At 64.7% G+C, this 14,954-nt stretch carries 16 protein-coding genes and 1 pseudogene; 8 read left to right on the top strand and 9 right to left on the bottom strand.

Going from position 1 to position 14,954, the window contains the following annotated elements; all coding sequences use genetic code 11:
* Window positions 1-97 precede the first annotated feature (97 nt).
* Window positions 98-568 (bottom strand): Rrf2 family transcriptional regulator, encoded by a 471-nt coding sequence (locus tag HWX39_RS13490; RefSeq protein ID WP_175968582.1) that lies wholly within the window; start codon window positions 566-568, stop codon window positions 98-100.
* A gap of 750 nt (window positions 569-1,318) precedes the next feature.
* Between HWX39_RS13490 and HWX39_RS13485 the strand changes: the two genes are divergently transcribed.
* The 4 genes from HWX39_RS13485 to HWX39_RS13470 all read left to right on the top strand — a co-directional run bounded on the left by HWX39_RS13485 (window position 1,319) and on the right by HWX39_RS13470 (window position 3,090).
* Window positions 1,319-1,714: a nuclear transport factor 2 family protein gene (locus tag HWX39_RS13485; protein ID WP_175968581.1), complete on the top strand. Its 396-nt coding sequence runs from the start codon at window positions 1,319-1,321 to the stop codon at window positions 1,712-1,714.
* 56 nt (window positions 1,715-1,770) lie between these two features.
* Window positions 1,771-2,238, top strand: a complete 468-nt coding sequence (locus tag HWX39_RS13480; RefSeq protein ID WP_175968580.1) for a nuclear transport factor 2 family protein — start codon at window positions 1,771-1,773, stop codon at window positions 2,236-2,238.
* Between the two features lie 87 nt (window positions 2,239-2,325).
* Window positions 2,326-2,739 (top strand): tautomerase family protein, encoded by a 414-nt coding sequence (locus tag HWX39_RS13475; RefSeq protein ID WP_175968579.1) that lies wholly within the window; start codon window positions 2,326-2,328, stop codon window positions 2,737-2,739.
* A gap of 84 nt (window positions 2,740-2,823) precedes the next feature.
* The gene (locus HWX39_RS13470; protein ID WP_175968578.1) at window positions 2,824-3,090 is read left to right on the top strand and encodes a hypothetical protein; all 267 of its coding nucleotides are present in this window, start codon (window positions 2,824-2,826) and stop codon (window positions 3,088-3,090) included.
* A 41-nt stretch (window positions 3,091-3,131) separates the two neighbouring features.
* On the opposite strand, the pseudogene HWX39_RS36215 reads toward HWX39_RS13470, so the two are convergent.
* Window positions 3,132-3,281, bottom strand: a pseudogene (locus HWX39_RS36215) (preprotein translocase); the annotation flags it as partial.
* Between the two features lie 232 nt (window positions 3,282-3,513).
* A complete protein-coding gene (locus tag HWX39_RS13465; RefSeq protein ID WP_244134987.1) occupies window positions 3,514-4,443 on the bottom strand; it encodes a LysR family transcriptional regulator in 930 nt (309 codons plus the stop codon).
* Window positions 4,444-4,529: 86 nt separating this feature from the next.
* Here HWX39_RS13465 and HWX39_RS13460 point away from each other — a divergent pair, with 86 nt between their 5' ends.
* Complete coding sequence (locus HWX39_RS13460; protein WP_175968577.1) at window positions 4,530-5,282, top strand: NmrA family NAD(P)-binding protein; 753 nt, start codon at window positions 4,530-4,532, stop codon at window positions 5,280-5,282.
* 202 nt (window positions 5,283-5,484) lie between these two features.
* On the opposite strand, the gene HWX39_RS13455 is transcribed toward HWX39_RS13460, so the two are convergent.
* Window positions 5,485-6,111: a TetR/AcrR family transcriptional regulator gene (locus HWX39_RS13455; RefSeq protein ID WP_175968576.1), complete on the bottom strand. Its 627-nt coding sequence runs from the start codon at window positions 6,109-6,111 to the stop codon at window positions 5,485-5,487.
* Between the two features lie 353 nt (window positions 6,112-6,464).
* Between HWX39_RS13455 and HWX39_RS13450 the strand changes: the two genes are divergently transcribed.
* A complete protein-coding gene (locus HWX39_RS13450; RefSeq protein ID WP_244134986.1) occupies window positions 6,465-6,800 on the top strand; it encodes an H-NS histone family protein in 336 nt (111 codons plus the stop codon).
* 75 nt (window positions 6,801-6,875) lie between these two features.
* Here the strand turns inward: HWX39_RS13450 and HWX39_RS13445 are convergent, their stop codons facing one another.
* Window positions 6,876-7,634, bottom strand: a complete 759-nt coding sequence (locus HWX39_RS13445) for an SDR family oxidoreductase (RefSeq protein WP_175968575.1) — start codon at window positions 7,632-7,634, stop codon at window positions 6,876-6,878.
* 141 nt (window positions 7,635-7,775) lie between these two features.
* A complete protein-coding gene (locus HWX39_RS13440) occupies window positions 7,776-8,720 on the bottom strand; it encodes a LysR family transcriptional regulator (RefSeq protein ID WP_175968574.1) in 945 nt (314 codons plus the stop codon).
* 166 nt (window positions 8,721-8,886) lie between these two features.
* Between HWX39_RS13440 and HWX39_RS13435 the strand changes: the two genes are divergently transcribed.
* Window positions 8,887-10,101, top strand: coding sequence for an FAD-dependent monooxygenase (locus HWX39_RS13435; protein ID WP_175968573.1), 1,215 nt, complete (start codon window positions 8,887-8,889; stop codon window positions 10,099-10,101).
* A 142-nt stretch (window positions 10,102-10,243) separates the two neighbouring features.
* Here the strand turns inward: HWX39_RS13435 and HWX39_RS13430 are convergent, their stop codons facing one another.
* Both HWX39_RS13430 and HWX39_RS13425 read right to left on the bottom strand, forming a co-directional pair.
* Window positions 10,244-11,176, bottom strand: a complete 933-nt coding sequence (locus HWX39_RS13430) for an alpha/beta hydrolase-fold protein (RefSeq protein ID WP_175968572.1) — start codon at window positions 11,174-11,176, stop codon at window positions 10,244-10,246.
* Window positions 11,177-11,237: 61 nt separating this feature from the next.
* The gene (locus tag HWX39_RS13425; protein WP_175968571.1) at window positions 11,238-12,335 is read right to left on the bottom strand and encodes an OpgC domain-containing protein; all 1,098 of its coding nucleotides are present in this window, start codon (window positions 12,333-12,335) and stop codon (window positions 11,238-11,240) included.
* Between the two features lie 371 nt (window positions 12,336-12,706).
* On the opposite strand from HWX39_RS13425, the gene HWX39_RS13420 reads away from it, so the two are divergent.
* Window positions 12,707-13,861: a porin gene (locus HWX39_RS13420; protein WP_175968570.1), complete on the top strand. Its 1,155-nt coding sequence runs from the start codon at window positions 12,707-12,709 to the stop codon at window positions 13,859-13,861.
* 47 nt (window positions 13,862-13,908) lie between these two features.
* Here the strand turns inward: HWX39_RS13420 and HWX39_RS13415 are convergent, their stop codons facing one another.
* The gene (locus tag HWX39_RS13415) at window positions 13,909-14,820 is read right to left on the bottom strand and encodes a LysR family transcriptional regulator (protein WP_175968569.1); all 912 of its coding nucleotides are present in this window, start codon (window positions 14,818-14,820) and stop codon (window positions 13,909-13,911) included.
* Window positions 14,821-14,954: the final 134 nt, after the last annotated feature.

Raw genomic sequence — 14,954 nt, 5'->3', positions numbered from 1 at the left:
GCGAATTGTCCGGATCGCAGAGGGCCGCTCAGATTAGCGCAAGAAAGATCGGACGTTACTGCACCAGACGTTCGTGTGATGGAAAAAATGCAAGAGCCTAGTTGGCGTCAGCTAGGATGCTCGGGTTACTGGGATTGAATGGCGTACCAGCTTTGTCTTCGACTTTGCGAACGATATCGGCCAGAGTGGTTTCCGCCATCGCACTTTCCAATATTCCGGTAAGTCGATTGAATTCGCTCTCCAGCACGGGGGTGATGTTGTGGCCGATATAGCAGGCCTGATTGGGCGGAGAGCGGTGAAGAGCAAAGTATGGTGGCTCTTCGACAGCACGATAGATATCCAGCAGAGTAATTTGGTCAGCCGGCTTGGCTAGCAGGGCCCCCCCGCCCAGCCCCAATTGGGCTTGAGTCAGGCCAGCATCGGCCAGCGTACCGAGGATGCGGCGGATCACCGTAGGATTAGTATTGACACTACTAGCGATGTCTTCGGATCGTACCGCTCGACCGCGAAGCAAAGTAATACTGGTCAGAATATGGATCGCAACGGCGAAACGAGTGGATGTGGACACGACGTTATCCTACTTAATGTGCTCACCACATTCTCTGTGCCGGCTAATACTGAATTAGAGCGGTTATGAGCGGAGTGAGCCGATATTTTCAATGTGTGTTACTGTACCACGCACACATTCATTTTGCCAAGCCGATCACAAGCCTCCGGCGGCTCGCGGCCGCTTCCCGGCATGCCCGGACATGCAATGCTCCATACGCAGCTTCGCTAGCCGCTCTCCAGAACATGGTGTTCGAGTGGGGAATGTTTTCTGGCACGCGCTTGCAGAGTCGAGATCTCTCGGGGCGCACTCTTGACGACACGGTGTGGGATGGGTTGGCGGCCAAGTTTGATAGGCTCAACTTCCCCGTCTGAGCGGCGCGATGGATTCGAGGCGGAAGCTTCTCCAGGGCGTTGGTGGCTCGCCTCCCTACGGTAAGCCCGTGACCAAACGGTCGGCATGATTCAAATCTGCTTGCTGTGTGTGACTGTGTGGGATACACTGTGACCTATGTGCTAGGCAGTGCGTTTCCACATGGTCACAAAGTCACCAAAGGAATTGTCATGTCAGACGCACTGAACGTATCCGCCGTTCGTAGTTATTGGTATCGATTGTTTGCGACAGCGAATACGGTCATCCCACCTAGCAAGCCGAGGCGGTGCGAAAGGCGCGCGTGGCAGGGAAGTTGAACTTATCGCCATGGGAGATGGCAGAAATTTGATCTGCACACTCCCCCATGAACCCAACAGGTAACGAAGAGCAGGATAAGCAATGAGCACCGAAGAGAGAAACAAGGATTTCGTGCTGGAAGCGTTTGATACGCTGTTCAACAAGCGCGACTATGCTGCGGCCGAACGCTTCTGGTCGCCCGACTATATCCAGCACAGTGCCCATATTGCGCCCGGCCGCGAAGGCCTGTTCGATCTCGTCAAGGCAGCGCCCGCCGAGCTTCGCTACGAAAATGCGCTGGCCGTGGCTTCAGGGGATCATGTCATGCTTCATGGCCGCTTCTCAGGATTCGGCGCCCCGGTAAACTGGATCGTGGCCGACATACTTCGTATTGAAAATGGCCAGCTCGCCGAACACTGGGACGTGATCCAGGACGAGGCCACGCCCGAGGGTTCGAAAAGTGGGCTCCCGATGTTTGGCGACAGCTTTCCGAACTGATCGGACTGTGCCACCCCTGGCGGCGTTCGCCAATTTTTTTATGAGGATAACTGATCATGACTGATGCAAAAACATTACTGTTAGACCTTCTTGCCGTTGTCCCCGATGGCAAGAAATGTGCCGAGCTGTTCGCCGAGGACGGCGTGCTGGAACTCCCATTCCTCCATTCGCTCGGCATCCAGACCCGCCATCAGGGACGCGAAGCCATCGCGAAGCTCTATGATTTTGTCGGCGGCGACCTTTATCCCGGCTTCAGCTTCAAACCCGAGCATACCGTGGTGCTGATCGAAACGAAGGACCAGGTGTACGCCGAATACCTGGCGGAAGCGCGCGCGGCGTCGACCGGGCGTCTCATCCATCACTTGTTCACGGGATACCTCGTTGCCGAGGGCGGCAAAATCAAGTTGCTTCGCGAGTCTCTTAACACGTTGGCCGGGGCACAGGCACTCTACCCGAACGGCGCTGCTGACCTGCCGCCACCGGAGGCGGAGATTTTCTCGGTTCCTCCGGGATATAAAAGCTAGGGTTGCCGAGGCCGCTGAAGCAGCGCACGCATCGAAACGCACTTCATCGCCTCATTTAACCTGAACATCACCACCGAGGAAACACTCATGCCAATATTTCACGCCCACATTCCGGCCCAAAAGTTCTCTAGCGAAGAGAAGCGAGCTCTGGCGGATGCCTTAAATCTCGCTCTTCATGAAGCCATGGATACGCCCATGGATGACCGTTTCGTCGTCATCAGTGAGCACAAGGACGATGAATTCTTCATCCATCCGACCTTTCCTGACATGAAGAGATCCGACAAGCGCATGATCGTAACGGTGACGGCCGGTACGAGCAGGACGGTGGAGCAGAAACGCAGGCTCGCTGAGTTGGTCACCCGATACGCAGTAGAAAAGGTTGGTGTCAGCCAGGACGATGTCACTCTGATTATGTATGCCGTTCCCTTGGAGAACATGAGCTTCGGCGGTGGAAAGCTGGTTTCTGACATCGACCTCTCCATGCCTTGGGTAAACAAGTAAAAAGGAGGAAGCTGGGGTCACGTGTTCGTGTTTCGCGGCAGGCGAGGCGACTAGCTCAAGCTGTTGCGGTGGAGCGGTGATGGCATGTTCCTGCCCCGCGCGCTCGACACCGACGAGATTGCAGCCATCGTCGACGAGTACCGGCTTGCACCCCGTCACGCTTTGCAGGCCGGATTCGACGGAGTCGAACTTCATGCGTCCTCCGGTTATCTGCCGGAACAGTTCCTGTCGTCGGGGACCAATTGGCGCACCGGTCGCTACTGCGGATCGCTTGAGAATCGCGCACGCTTCATCGTTGAAGTGCTGGAAGCGATGATCGACGAAGCGGGCAACACGGTGCGAAGCGCATAGAACCCCAGTGCAATCTCGATGCCGCGATCCGGCAGCAGTCCGCGAAACTGGTATAGGTAGGATCGTGCGCCAGCGGCCGTGACGCGAAGTCCGAGGCCGGGTGCTTTCGCATCCCAATAGATCGTTTGCTGCTTGCCGGGCTCGCATTCGAATCCCTCGACTCAGGCGACCGCGAAGTTTTGCTTGGTCATTTGCCGTCCATGTAGGCATCGTGTAGGCAAATGCTACGGAAATCGATCCACGTCAGTTAATCTAAAAATTCGAGAATTTCCCGCAGAATCCGTGTGGGATGGGCTTCTTGGAACATGCGTCGATATCGGTCGATCTCGACGAATCTCTAAACACTCGGGTTCCGGATCCGGATGTTTGAGGGAGAAGTGGATCCCGTCAAGGCCAATGCGTAGCGGGCGATCGAGCACGCGCCTACGGTTCTATCGCCTGCACAATATCGGCGATCTGAGCGCGTAGCCACGCATGCGCGGCATCGTCGTGCGTGCGCTCATGCCAGATCATCGACAGCACGAAATGCGGCACATCGACCGGCAATTCCACGAGCGTGATCGGCATCGACAACGCGATGTGCTGCGCGAGGCGGCGCGGCAGCACCAGCGCCATGTCGCTCTTCGCGACGGCCATCGGCGCTACCAGAAAGTGCGGCAACCGCATCGCGATTCGGCGGTGCAGCCCGTGTCGCGCGAGAGCCGCGTCGACCAACTCGCCGCCCCGGCCGCCGATCGTCACCAGCACGTGCGACAACGCCGCGAAACGCCCAGGCGTCAGTCGCGCCGACAGGATCGGATGTCCGGTTCGAACGATGCAGACCAGGCTGTCCTCGTAGAGCGTTCGACGATAGAAGCCTGCGGGCAACGCATCGTCTTCGAATGCGCCAAGCGCAATGCCAGCCGTGCCGTCCGCCACGAGTTCGACGTTGTTGCCGCGGGACGGCGGTACTTCGAGATTCAGCCCCGGCGCGCGTTGTTCCAGCCGCGCATTCACGTCTGGAATCAGCATGAGCGCCATGTGGTCGAGGCACGCGATCGAGAACTTCCCGCGCGCGGTGGCGGGATCGAATCTTTCGGGCGCGACGATGCTGGCCGCTTCCGCCAGCACGCGCGAGACGCGCAGCGCCAGCGATGCCGCGCGCGGCGTGAATTCCAGCCCCTTCGGCGTGCGCACGACGACGCGATCGTCGAGCAGGGTGCGCAGTCGGCCCAACGCGCGGCTCGCTGCGGGCTGAGTCAGACCGAGCCGCATGCCGGCGCGTGTGACACTGTGCTCCTTGAGCAGCGCGTCGAGCAGCTTGAGCAAGTTGAGGTCGACGAAACGTAAATCCAGTTCGTGCATGCTGGACATGATCGGTATGCATTTGAGTTATGTGAGGCCAGCGTACATCATCGAAGCCATCGCTCCAACCGGTGGGGCGGCTGTCTGGAGAGCATATGTACGTTGTCACGGGTGTCACCGGGCGCACGGGAGCCGTCGCGGCCCAGGCGCTGATCGATGCAGGCGTTGCGGTTCGCGTGGTCGTGCGCGATCGCGCGAAGGCGGCGCGCTGGGTCGCGCAGGGCGCGGACGTGACGGCGCGCGCCGTTGCCGAAGCGGTCCGCGCATCGGGCCTGCCCAAGCTCGTGCTGTTGTCGTCGGTCGGCGCGGACCGGCCGGACGGCACCGGCGTGATCGCGACCAACAGGACCGCGGAGCGGCGGCTGGCCGAACTGGGAATCCCGGTCACGTTCCTGCGTGCCGCGTACTTCATGGAAAACTGGGCACGTGTTGTCGATCCGGTCCGCACGGAGGGCATCTTGCCAAGCCTGCTCGCGCCGGTCGGGCGTGCGATTCCGATGGTCGCGACCGAGGATGTCGGCCGCGTCGCGGCGGACATTCTGCGCGAAGACTGGACGGGTATCCGGAAGATCGGGCTCGAAGGGCCGACGGCATATTCGCCCGGCGACATCGCGGACATCTTTTCGCGCCTGCTGAATCGGCCGGTGCGGCCGGTCGCGCTTGAGCCGTCCGCATGGGCCGGGGTACTCGCGATGAATCCGTTCTCGATTGCTGCAATCGATGGATTCATCGAACTGAATCGAGGGCTGAACAGCGGCCATATCGATTTCGGGAGCGACCAGGCGGTCGAGCTTCGGCAAGGATGCGTGCCGTTCGAACGCGTTGCCGAGGATATCCTGCGAGCGTGACGCCGCACGTTTGCATCCGGTGCATCGCCGCAGCATCGCGTCGTTCGTGAATGACCTGCGATCAACGCGCGGCAGCACAGTGCTGCCCGGATACGGGCAGCATCGGGTACGGCGAACGTCCGCAACGCGGCGAACCGCGTCACGCGCGCACCGGCCCCATCGCGGCGCCGGCCACTCCGGCGATCGCACTCGATGTCGCCGGTCAGCGCACCGGCGCCGCCGCCGCCAGCAGGCTGCGCAAGATCACCATGATCATGTGCCCGATCGGCACTTCCGACAGGATCGACTGCTGGAGCGACAGGCCTTGCGAGAGCCCCATGAACGACACGGCCAGGACGGCCGGCGATTCGGGCGGCACCTTCTTCATCCGCGCGAAAATCTGTTCGATGCAATAGGCGAGGCCATCGCGGTGGCCGTCCAGTAACGCCTGCGACGCCGCTGCGAACGCCGGGTTGCGCCGCCCCTGAAGCTTGAACTCGACGCCCAGGACCGACCACTCGGGCTCGGCATCGACGGTCCGCGACCAGGCTTCCAGCGCATTCAATATGTCGTCCCCGGTCGCGGACGGGTCGCTCAGCGCCCGGGCGATGTCGGCCACTTGCGACTTCGATCGCTCCCGCATCAACTCCACGAACAATTCTTCCTTGCTTGCGAAATTCGAATAGAACGCGCCCTGCGTGTAGCCGGCCTCGGCCGCGATATCCCTGAGCGATGTGGCGCCGAAACCGCGGTCGACAAACAGCCGCTTTGCCGCGGCGAGCAAATGTGCGCGGGTCTGCAGTCGACTTTCTTCGCGGCTCAGCCGCGGGGGAAGGGGCGCCGTATTCATGGCAGGAAGGATATCAGTTGATATTTGAGATAGATACCTTTACGATTGCATTTCACATATCACTTGATATGTGAAATGCGGCGCGCGATTGTGCATCCGGATGTCCGCGGCGGGCGTGTTCCGCGCGGATGATCGGTTCGGCCGGGCGCGTTCGTCTGTTTGCGGCATCGGGGTGCATGCCGCGGCGTCGGCGTTCCGCGGGTTGTCCCGCTCTTCGCGTCGCGTTATTCGGCGCGCAGCGTCGCGTCGCGTGCCGGTCAAACGAATGCCGTTGTCTCGGGGCGTTGTAAAACAGTCGGTTAGTCATGCGAATCATGCTGGTTCGCGTGTGGATGCGGGACAGGAAGCAGAAGATGAGCGTGAGCAAGACCTATGCGCAGCTCGTTGCCGAGCTGGTCGAACTGGACGAGGAAATCGAGCGGGCACGCGCACGAGAACGGATCGATGCGATCGCGGAGGTTCATGCGCTGATGGACACCTATGCGATCAAGCATCGCGACCTGGTCGGCCGAAACGGCCGCCGAGGGGCGTACATCGTGAAAGTACTGCCGGCGCGGTATCGCGATCCGGCGAGCGGGAAGGAGTGGAGCGGGCGCGGCAACGCGCCGCTCTGGATCAGGGGCAAGGACCGCCGTCGGTTCGCGATACGCAAGCCGCCGTCCGCAGGCAAGAAAGCCAAGGCAAGTTGACGACACGCGGCCGGGCTGCTGTCCGCATCGACGGATACGACGCTAGCGCCGGCCCGTCTGCCGCGCCGCCTGCGTTTATCCGCGGCCCACGAAAGGCATCGCGGTCGCCATGATCGTCATGTTCAAGATGTTCGTGTCCAGCGGCAGGTTCGCCATCTGGACAACCGCGTTCGCGACATGCGTGACGTCCATGCGCGCCTCGGGCGCGAGGCTGCCGTCGGCTTGCGGGACGCCTTGCGTCATCCGTTCCGTGAGCGACGTCGCCGCGTTGCCGATATCGATCTGGCCGCACGCGATGTTGTACCGGCGGCCGTCGAGCGCCAGCGACTTGGTGATTCCGGTCACCGCATGCTTGGTGGCCGTGTACGCAATCGTGTCGGGGCGCGGCGCGTGCGCCGAGATCGAGCCGTTGTTGATGATCCGGCCGCCTTGCGGCGTCTGCGCTTTCATCAGGCGCCATGCGGCTCGCGCACACAGGAAGACGCCGGTCAGGTTCGTCGCGACGACGCCGTTCCACACATCGAATTCGTATTCGTCGAGTGAAACCGGCGGGGCGTTGCGGCCGGCATTGTTGAACAGCACGTCGAGCCGGCCGAACTGCTGCGCGATCCGTGCGAACGCGTGGTCGACCGACGCTTCATCGGTGACGTCTGCAGGAAACACTTGCGCGTCGCCGCCGGCGGTGCGGATCGCGTCCTGCGTTTCGCGCAGCGATTCCTCGGTGCGTCCGAGCAGCGCGACGGTGAATCCCGCCTGGGCGAGCGCGATGGCCGCTGCGCGACCGATGCCGGAGCCGGCGCCCGTGACGGCTGCGATTTTATTCGGGACAGACATGGCTTGATTTCCTGCTGGTTGAAAGAGGGGCAAGGCGGCCGATGACCGGGATCGTCGCCACCTTCGGCAATGTAGTCGAAATGCGCGGCGCGCAGGTTCGAGCGACATCGTAAAGCACCCTCGATGGCGCGATGGGCTCGGCTATTTCTTCCGGCCGGGTGCGGTCTTCCGTGCCCGCGCACCCGTTTCCGCAAACAGATCGACCACCACGTCGCGCAGCCACCGGTTCCCCTCGTCCTGGTTGACCCGCGTATGCCAGAGCATGTGAATCGGCGCGCCCGGCACCGTGACCGGCAACGCGCGCCAGCCCAGCGAGAACGGTGCGGCGAGCTGCTGCGCGAGATGCTCGGGCACCGTCGCGATCAGGTCGGTGCGCTGCAGGATGTAGCCGACGCTCATGAAATGCGGCACCGTGAGCCGCACCTGGCGCGCCACGCGGCGGCGCTTCAGCCATTCGTCCACCTGCCCGTGACCGGTGCCGGCCGATACCACGACCAGGTGCTCGGCATTGCGCCACGCGTCGACCGTCATCGGCGCCTCCTCGAGCGGATGGCCGCGCCGGAACAGGCACACATAGCGCTGATCGAACAGCCGGCGCTGATAGAAGCCGCCCTTGAGCTGCGGCAGCAGGCCGATCGCGAGATCGACGCGGCCGTCGGCCATTTCGTCGCCAAGGTTGACGCTCGTGTCGCGCACGGTATTGAGCGCGATGCCCGGCGCCGCTTGCGACAGGTGTTCGAGCAGCGCGGGCAGGAACACGACTTCGCCGATATCGGTCATGCCGATCGTCAGCGTGCGCGTGGCGCGCAGCGGATCGAAACCGGTCTCGGGATTGAGCGCGGCATGCAGCGTCGCGAGCGCGTGCGACACGGGTTCCGCGAGGCGCAGCGCGAACGGCGTCGGCACCACGCCGCCGGGCCCGCGCACGAACAGCGGATCGCCGAGCCGGCGCCGCAGCTTCGCGAGCGCGTTGCTCACGCCCGGCTGGCTCATGTTCATCTGCTCGGCGACGCTCGACACGCGCCGTTCCTGCATCAGCCGCTGGAAAAGCAGCAGCAGGTTGAGATCGATATCGCTCAATTCCATGGGGTGGGCCTCGCCGGGTTCATTTCATCCAGTGATGAAGCAGATTCCGGTCATTTTATTGCGGGATGAAAACCCGCTCCCGAGAATACCGATACGGCCCATGCAATCGACATGACCGCTGCGCAAGCCGCAGACCCCACATCGGAATATCGGAGACACCTTCATCATGCAGACGAACCTGAAGATTGCGATCGTCGGCGCCGGGATCGGCGGCCTGACCCTCGCGCTCGCCTTGCGCGAGCACGGCATCGACGCGCAGCTTTACGAACAGACCGAGGTGTTGCGCGAAGTCGGCGCGGCCGTCGCGCTGTCGGCCAATGCGACGCGCTTCTACGAACGCATGGGATTGCGTGCGGCCTTCGATGCGGTGTGCGCGGACATCCCGGGGCTCGTCTATCGCGACGGCCGCAGCGGCGCGGTGATCGGCCGTCATCGGGGCGACCCCGACTATCGCCGGCAATTCGGCGGCGCTTACTGGGGCGTGCATCGCGCGGATCTGCAGGCCGTGCTGTCCAGGGCGGTCGGCCTCGAATCCATCCGTCTCGGCCATCGGCTGACCGATCTGGCCCAGCATCCCGATCGCGTCACGCTGTCGTTCGACAACGGTGTGCGCGTCGACGCCGATCTCGTGATCGGAGCGGACGGCGCGCGTTCGATCACGCGGCGCTGGATGCTCGGCTATGACGATGCGCTGTATTCGGGCTGCTCGGGTTTTCGCGGCGTGGTGCCGGCCGCGCGGCTGAGCCTGTTGCCCGATCCCGAGACGCTGCAGTACTGGATCGGGCCGCACGGGCACCTGCTGCATTATCCGATCGGCGACGGCGGCGACCAGAATTTCCTGCTGGTCGAGCGTCACCCGTCACCGTGGCCGTCGCGCGACTGGGTGATGCCGTCGGAAGAGGGCGAGCAACTGCGCGTGTTCAGGGACTGGCATCCGGCGGTGGTGCAGATGATCACGGCCGTGCCGGTCAGCCAGCGCTGGGGCCTGTTCCACCGGCCGCCGCTCGGCCGCTGGAGCCGCGGGCGCGTGACGCTGATCGGCGACGCCGCGCATGCGCTGGTGCCGCACCACGGGCAGGGCGCGAATCAGTCGATCGAGGATGCGGTGGTGCTGGCGGCGCAACTGGCGCAGGCCGGGCCGGGCAACTGGCGCGAAGCGCAGGAAGCGTACGAGCGGCTGCGCCGCGGCCGCACGCGCAAGGTGCAGTACGCGTCGATCTCCGTGGCCGATGTGCTGCACCTGCCCGACGGGCCGGCCGCGCAGGCGCGCAATGCGCGTCTGGCCGAGCGCGACAGCGTGTTGCATCACCTGGACTGGATTCACGATTTCGACGCGCTGGCCGGGGAGCCGAGCGAACGGCAGGGCGGCACGTGGCTTTGACCCCGCGCGATCTTGAGCGCGCCATCTGGCGCGACAGGCGCGCCGGGATCGCGGGCGCAGGGCATGACTCGGGGCGACGGCCGGCGGCCCGCCGGTTACCGGCCAGCCTGACGAAAACGGGCGGGGCAGCGCCCGCCCGCCGTCATTTCACGCACTCGAGCGCGTACTTCAACCCCTGCCCGAGCAGCCCGCGCCAGACGTCCCACGTATGCCCGCCGTCGACGATGCGAAGCTCGGCCGGGTTCTGCGCGCGGCGCAGGTGCGTGTACAGCACGCTCGATTCGGCCTGGATCGTCAGGTCGTCGTCGCCGGCGGCGATGAACATCGGAATCCGCCAGCTGCGCGCGAAATAGCCGCGCATCAGCGCCGGGTAGTTGAGTTCGTGCCACACGCGCGGGTCGAACTGCCGGTCGCCGAACACGCCGACATAGCGCGCGGCGGAATTGAGCGGCGGCTCGTTCGCATAGATCGCGGGGCTCAGCAGCATCGCGCCGCAGAACAGCCCGGGTTCGAGCAGCGAGAAGCGCAGCGCGCCGAAGCCGCCCATCGACACGCCGCCGATCGCGCGGCCCGCGCGCTGGTTCGACACCGCGAAGTGCGCTTCGACCTCGGGCAGCAGGTCGTTGAGGAACGCGCTCTGCATCTTCTCCTTGCGGTCGACGTACCAGTCGGTGCCGCCCTGCGGCATCACGATCACGACCGGCGGAATCTCGCGGCGCTCGATCAGCGTGTCGGCGGTGGCCTGCAGCCGGCCCTGCGTGACCCAGTCGTTCGCATTGCCGGCGTTGCCGTGCAGCAGGTACATCACCGGGTAGCGCGCGCCTTCCGGGTTGTAGCCGGGCGGCAGGTAGACCGTGTACGACCAGTCGCGCTTCAGCGACGCCGAGCGGAACGTGCGCAGCACGACGCTGCTGCCCGGATTGAGTGCGGGTTCCTGGGCGGCCGACGGGGTCGTCGCGGTCTGGACGGCCGGCGGCGGCGCGGGCGAACCCGCCGGTGCGGGCGGCGTGGCGCGGGCCGTGGCGATGGAGCCGGCGATCAGGGCGATGGCGAACGGAAGGGCGAGTCGGCGCATGTCGAATCGTTTCAGGAGAGGCGCCGGCTATCGTAGCAGCGGCGCATGAAGGCGCGGCGCGTCATCGCCGCGAACGGAACGGCAGCCGCGCGACGAGCGGCCCGTAGAGTTTGGCGACGAGATACAGCAGGCCCATTGCGACGACGTCGGCGGTCAGGCCGAGCTTCACGTCGAGATAGCCTTCGGTCGCCTGGTAGAGCACCGAATCGACCGCGAGCGAGATGGCGGTGCCCGCGACGAAGCACAGCAGCCCCTGCCGGCCGATCGTGCCGATCCACGGCATCGCGTGCGCGACCTTCTTCATCCAGCCGAGGTGCACGAGCTTGGCCGCGAGCCACGCGATCGCGAGGAAGTTCGCGAGCCGCAGCGCGCCGAGGTTCTGCTTGATCGACGGATCGGTCGGAAACGGCTCGACGCGCAGCCGGTAGTACGCGCCGGCCGCGACGATCGCGAGCGCCGCGGCCGTCAGCAGCCAGCCCTGCGGCTTCGGTGCGAGCGTCTGGTAGACCGGCTGGCAGCGCGCGATCACGCCGAGCACGAACAGGAACTGCCACGCGAACGGATTGAAGTCCCACGGCGCGCCTTCGACGGTCGGCAAAAAGCGCGCGACGTGCGGCGCCGCGTACCACAGCGACCCGCTGAACGCGAGCAGCAGCCACGGCTGCGTGCGCGCGAGCGGCAGCGCGAGCGGGACGAGCAGCGCGAAGAACGCGTACATCGGCAGCACCGACGCGAGGTACGGCTGGCGGCGGAACAGCAGGATGTCGCGCAGCGCGGCGAGCGGCTTGTGGAGCAGGCCGTCGAGATCGTTGGTCGGCATGTTCGGGCCGTCGATCGAGAACGCGTTCAGCGCGGCCGTGATCAGCAGCATCAGGCCGGCCGTCACGAGGAACGCGCGGTAGATCTCGAATGCGCGCCGGATGAAGCGCTGGCGCGCGGCGGCCTCGTCGTGCCGCTCGGCGAGCGAGTTGTACGCGATCGCGGTGGCGAAACCGCCGAGGAACACGAAGACCTCGGCCGCGTCGCACAGCGCGTACGCATGCAGCGTCACGCGCGACAGGATGCTGCCGCCGATGTGATCGACGACGATGACGAGCAGCACGAGGCCGCGGAAGAAATCGAGTTCGGCGTAGCGGCCGGCCCGGGCCGGTGCGGTCATCGGACCGCCTCCCGGCGCGGGCCGCTGGCGCGCGCCGCGCATGAATCGGGGTGAAGCATGACTTCGTGAAGAAATGACGAGCGGATGCGCATTGTGCCACCGATGCGGTGAACATAGGGTTTACGCGGATGGCCGCCGGTTTTGCCGGTGCCGATAAGCCCGGTCAGGCAGTCTGCGCAACGGGCAGTTGGACGAGCGCAACGGTTTGCGCAGGGTTCACTTGCCCCGATGGACGGACGGTTTGCGACGTGACACCATTTTGACCTCACGCGGCCGCACACCGCGTCGTCCGCCCTGCGGGCCACACATACAACAGACCAAACATTCGCCGGGCGCTCGACCCGCCCGGCCCCCGGCTCCGGAGATCCGTCATGAAGAAGCACGTCATTTTTGCCGCCGCGCTGGCCGCTTTTGCCGCGCCGGTCTTCGCCCAGAACAGCGTGACGCTGTACGGTGTGATCGACGAAGGCTTCAATTACACGAACAACGTCAACGTCAATGGGGTCGGAAAATCGAATTACCAGCTCGCGAGCGGCTATGCGCAGGGCAGCCGCTGGGGCCTGAAGGGCAGCGAGGATCTCGGCGGCGGGCTGAAGGCGATCTTCACGCTGGAAAACGGTTTTGACGTGAACAACGGCCGACTCGGCCAGGGCGGCCGCATGTTCGGCCGCCAGGCGTTCGTCGGGCTGAGCGCGCCGCGCTTCGGTACGCTGACCTTCGGCCGTCAGTACGACTCGGTGGTCGACTATCTCGCGCCGCTCACCGCCAACGGCAACTGGGGCGGCACGCTGTTCTCGCACCCGTTCGACAACGACAACACGGACAACTCGTTCCGTGTCAACAACACGGTCAAGTATGCGAGCGCCGACTGGAACGGCCTGACGTTCGGCGGCACGTACAGCTTCAGCAACAGCACCGGCTTCTCGAACAACCGCCAGTACAGCCTCGGCGCGCAGTACTCGCTGGCCGGGCTGCAGGTTGCGGCTGCGTATCTGCAGGCGAACAGCCCGGGCGTCGGCAGCGCGGGCGCGATCTCGGCGGATGACGCGAACTTCGTCGCCGACCGCCTGCGGATCTTCGGCGGCGGCGTCAACTACACGTTCGGCCCGGCCACGGTCGGCCTGGTCTACACGAAGACGGACGTGAAGAACCCGGTGTCGACCGTCTACCTGCCGGCTTCGACGTTCGCCGGCCTCGGGCTGACCGCGACGAAGTTCCAGAACATCGAGATCAACGGCAAGTACCAGCTCACGCCCGACTTCTATCTCGGCGCGCAATACGTGTACACGGACGGCAAGTACGATGCGGCGGCCGGGACGTTCAAGCCGAAATACCACACGGTTGGCCTGATGGCCGACTACAGCCTGTCGAAGCGCACCGACGTGTACCTGCAGGGCGCATGGCAGAAGGTGGCCGGCGACAAGACCGGCACGGCGGCCGACGGCGGCTACGTGGTCGGCACGGACGGCCCGTCGGCGTCGTCGAATCAGTTCGCGGTGCGCGCCGCGATCCGCCACAAGTTCTGATCCTGATCGGGCGGTGCCTGGGCCGCGTGCTCCGGCGCCGCCCGCGGTCAATCCGCCCGAGGCGTGGCGCCGAGGGTTTCCGCGAGCCAGTCGACGAAGATCCGCACACGCGGCGCGAGATGCCGGCCGGTCGGGAACACCACCGACACGGGCAGCGGCTCGGCATTCCATTCCGGCAGCACCTCGACCAGCGAGCCGTCGGCGAGCAGCGGCCCGAGCCCTTCGCGCGGTGCCTGGATCAGCCCGAGGCCCGCAAGACAGCACGCGAGATACGCCTGCGAGCTGCTGACCGACACGATGCTGCGCATCTTCACCGCGTGCAGCTGGCCCGTATCCATATCCGCATATTCCCAGTCCAGCTCGCGGCCCGTGCGGCTCGAGAAATAGCCGACCGCGACGTGGTCCGGCAACTCGTCCGGCGAGCGCGGTGTGCCGTGCCGCTCGAGATAGGCGGGCGCCGCGCAGTTGATCTGCGCCAGTTCGCCGATGCGCCGCGCGACGAGCGACGTGTCGGACATCGCGCCGACGCGCACCGCGCAGTCGATTCCATCGGCGACGAGGTCGGCGAAGCGGTCGGTCGTGCCGATCACGACACGCAGGTCGGGGTAGCGCGCGTGGAAACCCGGCAGCGCCGGAATCACCTGGTTCAGCGCGAAGCGCTCGGGCAGGTCGACGCGGATCGCGCCGCGCGGCGTCGTGCCGGCGTCCTCGAACAGCGTTTCCGCATCGTCCAGATCGGCCAGGAGCCGCACGCAGCGCTCGTAATAGGTCGCGCCTTCGGCCGTCAGCGCGACGCGCCGCGTCGTACGCTGCAGCAGGCGAATCTTCAGGTGCTTTTCCAGATACTGGACGGCGTTGCTGACCGTCGGGCGCGGCAGTTGCAACTGCTCGGCCGCCTTGGTGAAGCTGCCGAGATGGGCGACGCGCGCAAAGATGCGCATTGCTTGCAGATGATCCATGCGGGGCGGGTGCGTGGGTGGAGGGGCGCAGGCTCCATTGTTAATCAGCGTCGAATGGTTTGGTTGAGTGTTTCGCGTTTATCGCGTGTCGCGATGCGTCCAGAATCCGGCCTGTTCATTCATCACTCAAGGAA

Source organism: Burkholderia sp. BCC0322 (genome assembly GCF_902833045.1).
Taxonomy (GTDB): Bacteria; Pseudomonadota; Gammaproteobacteria; order Burkholderiales; family Burkholderiaceae; genus Burkholderia.
This window is presented reverse-complemented; position numbering and strand designations above follow the sequence as displayed.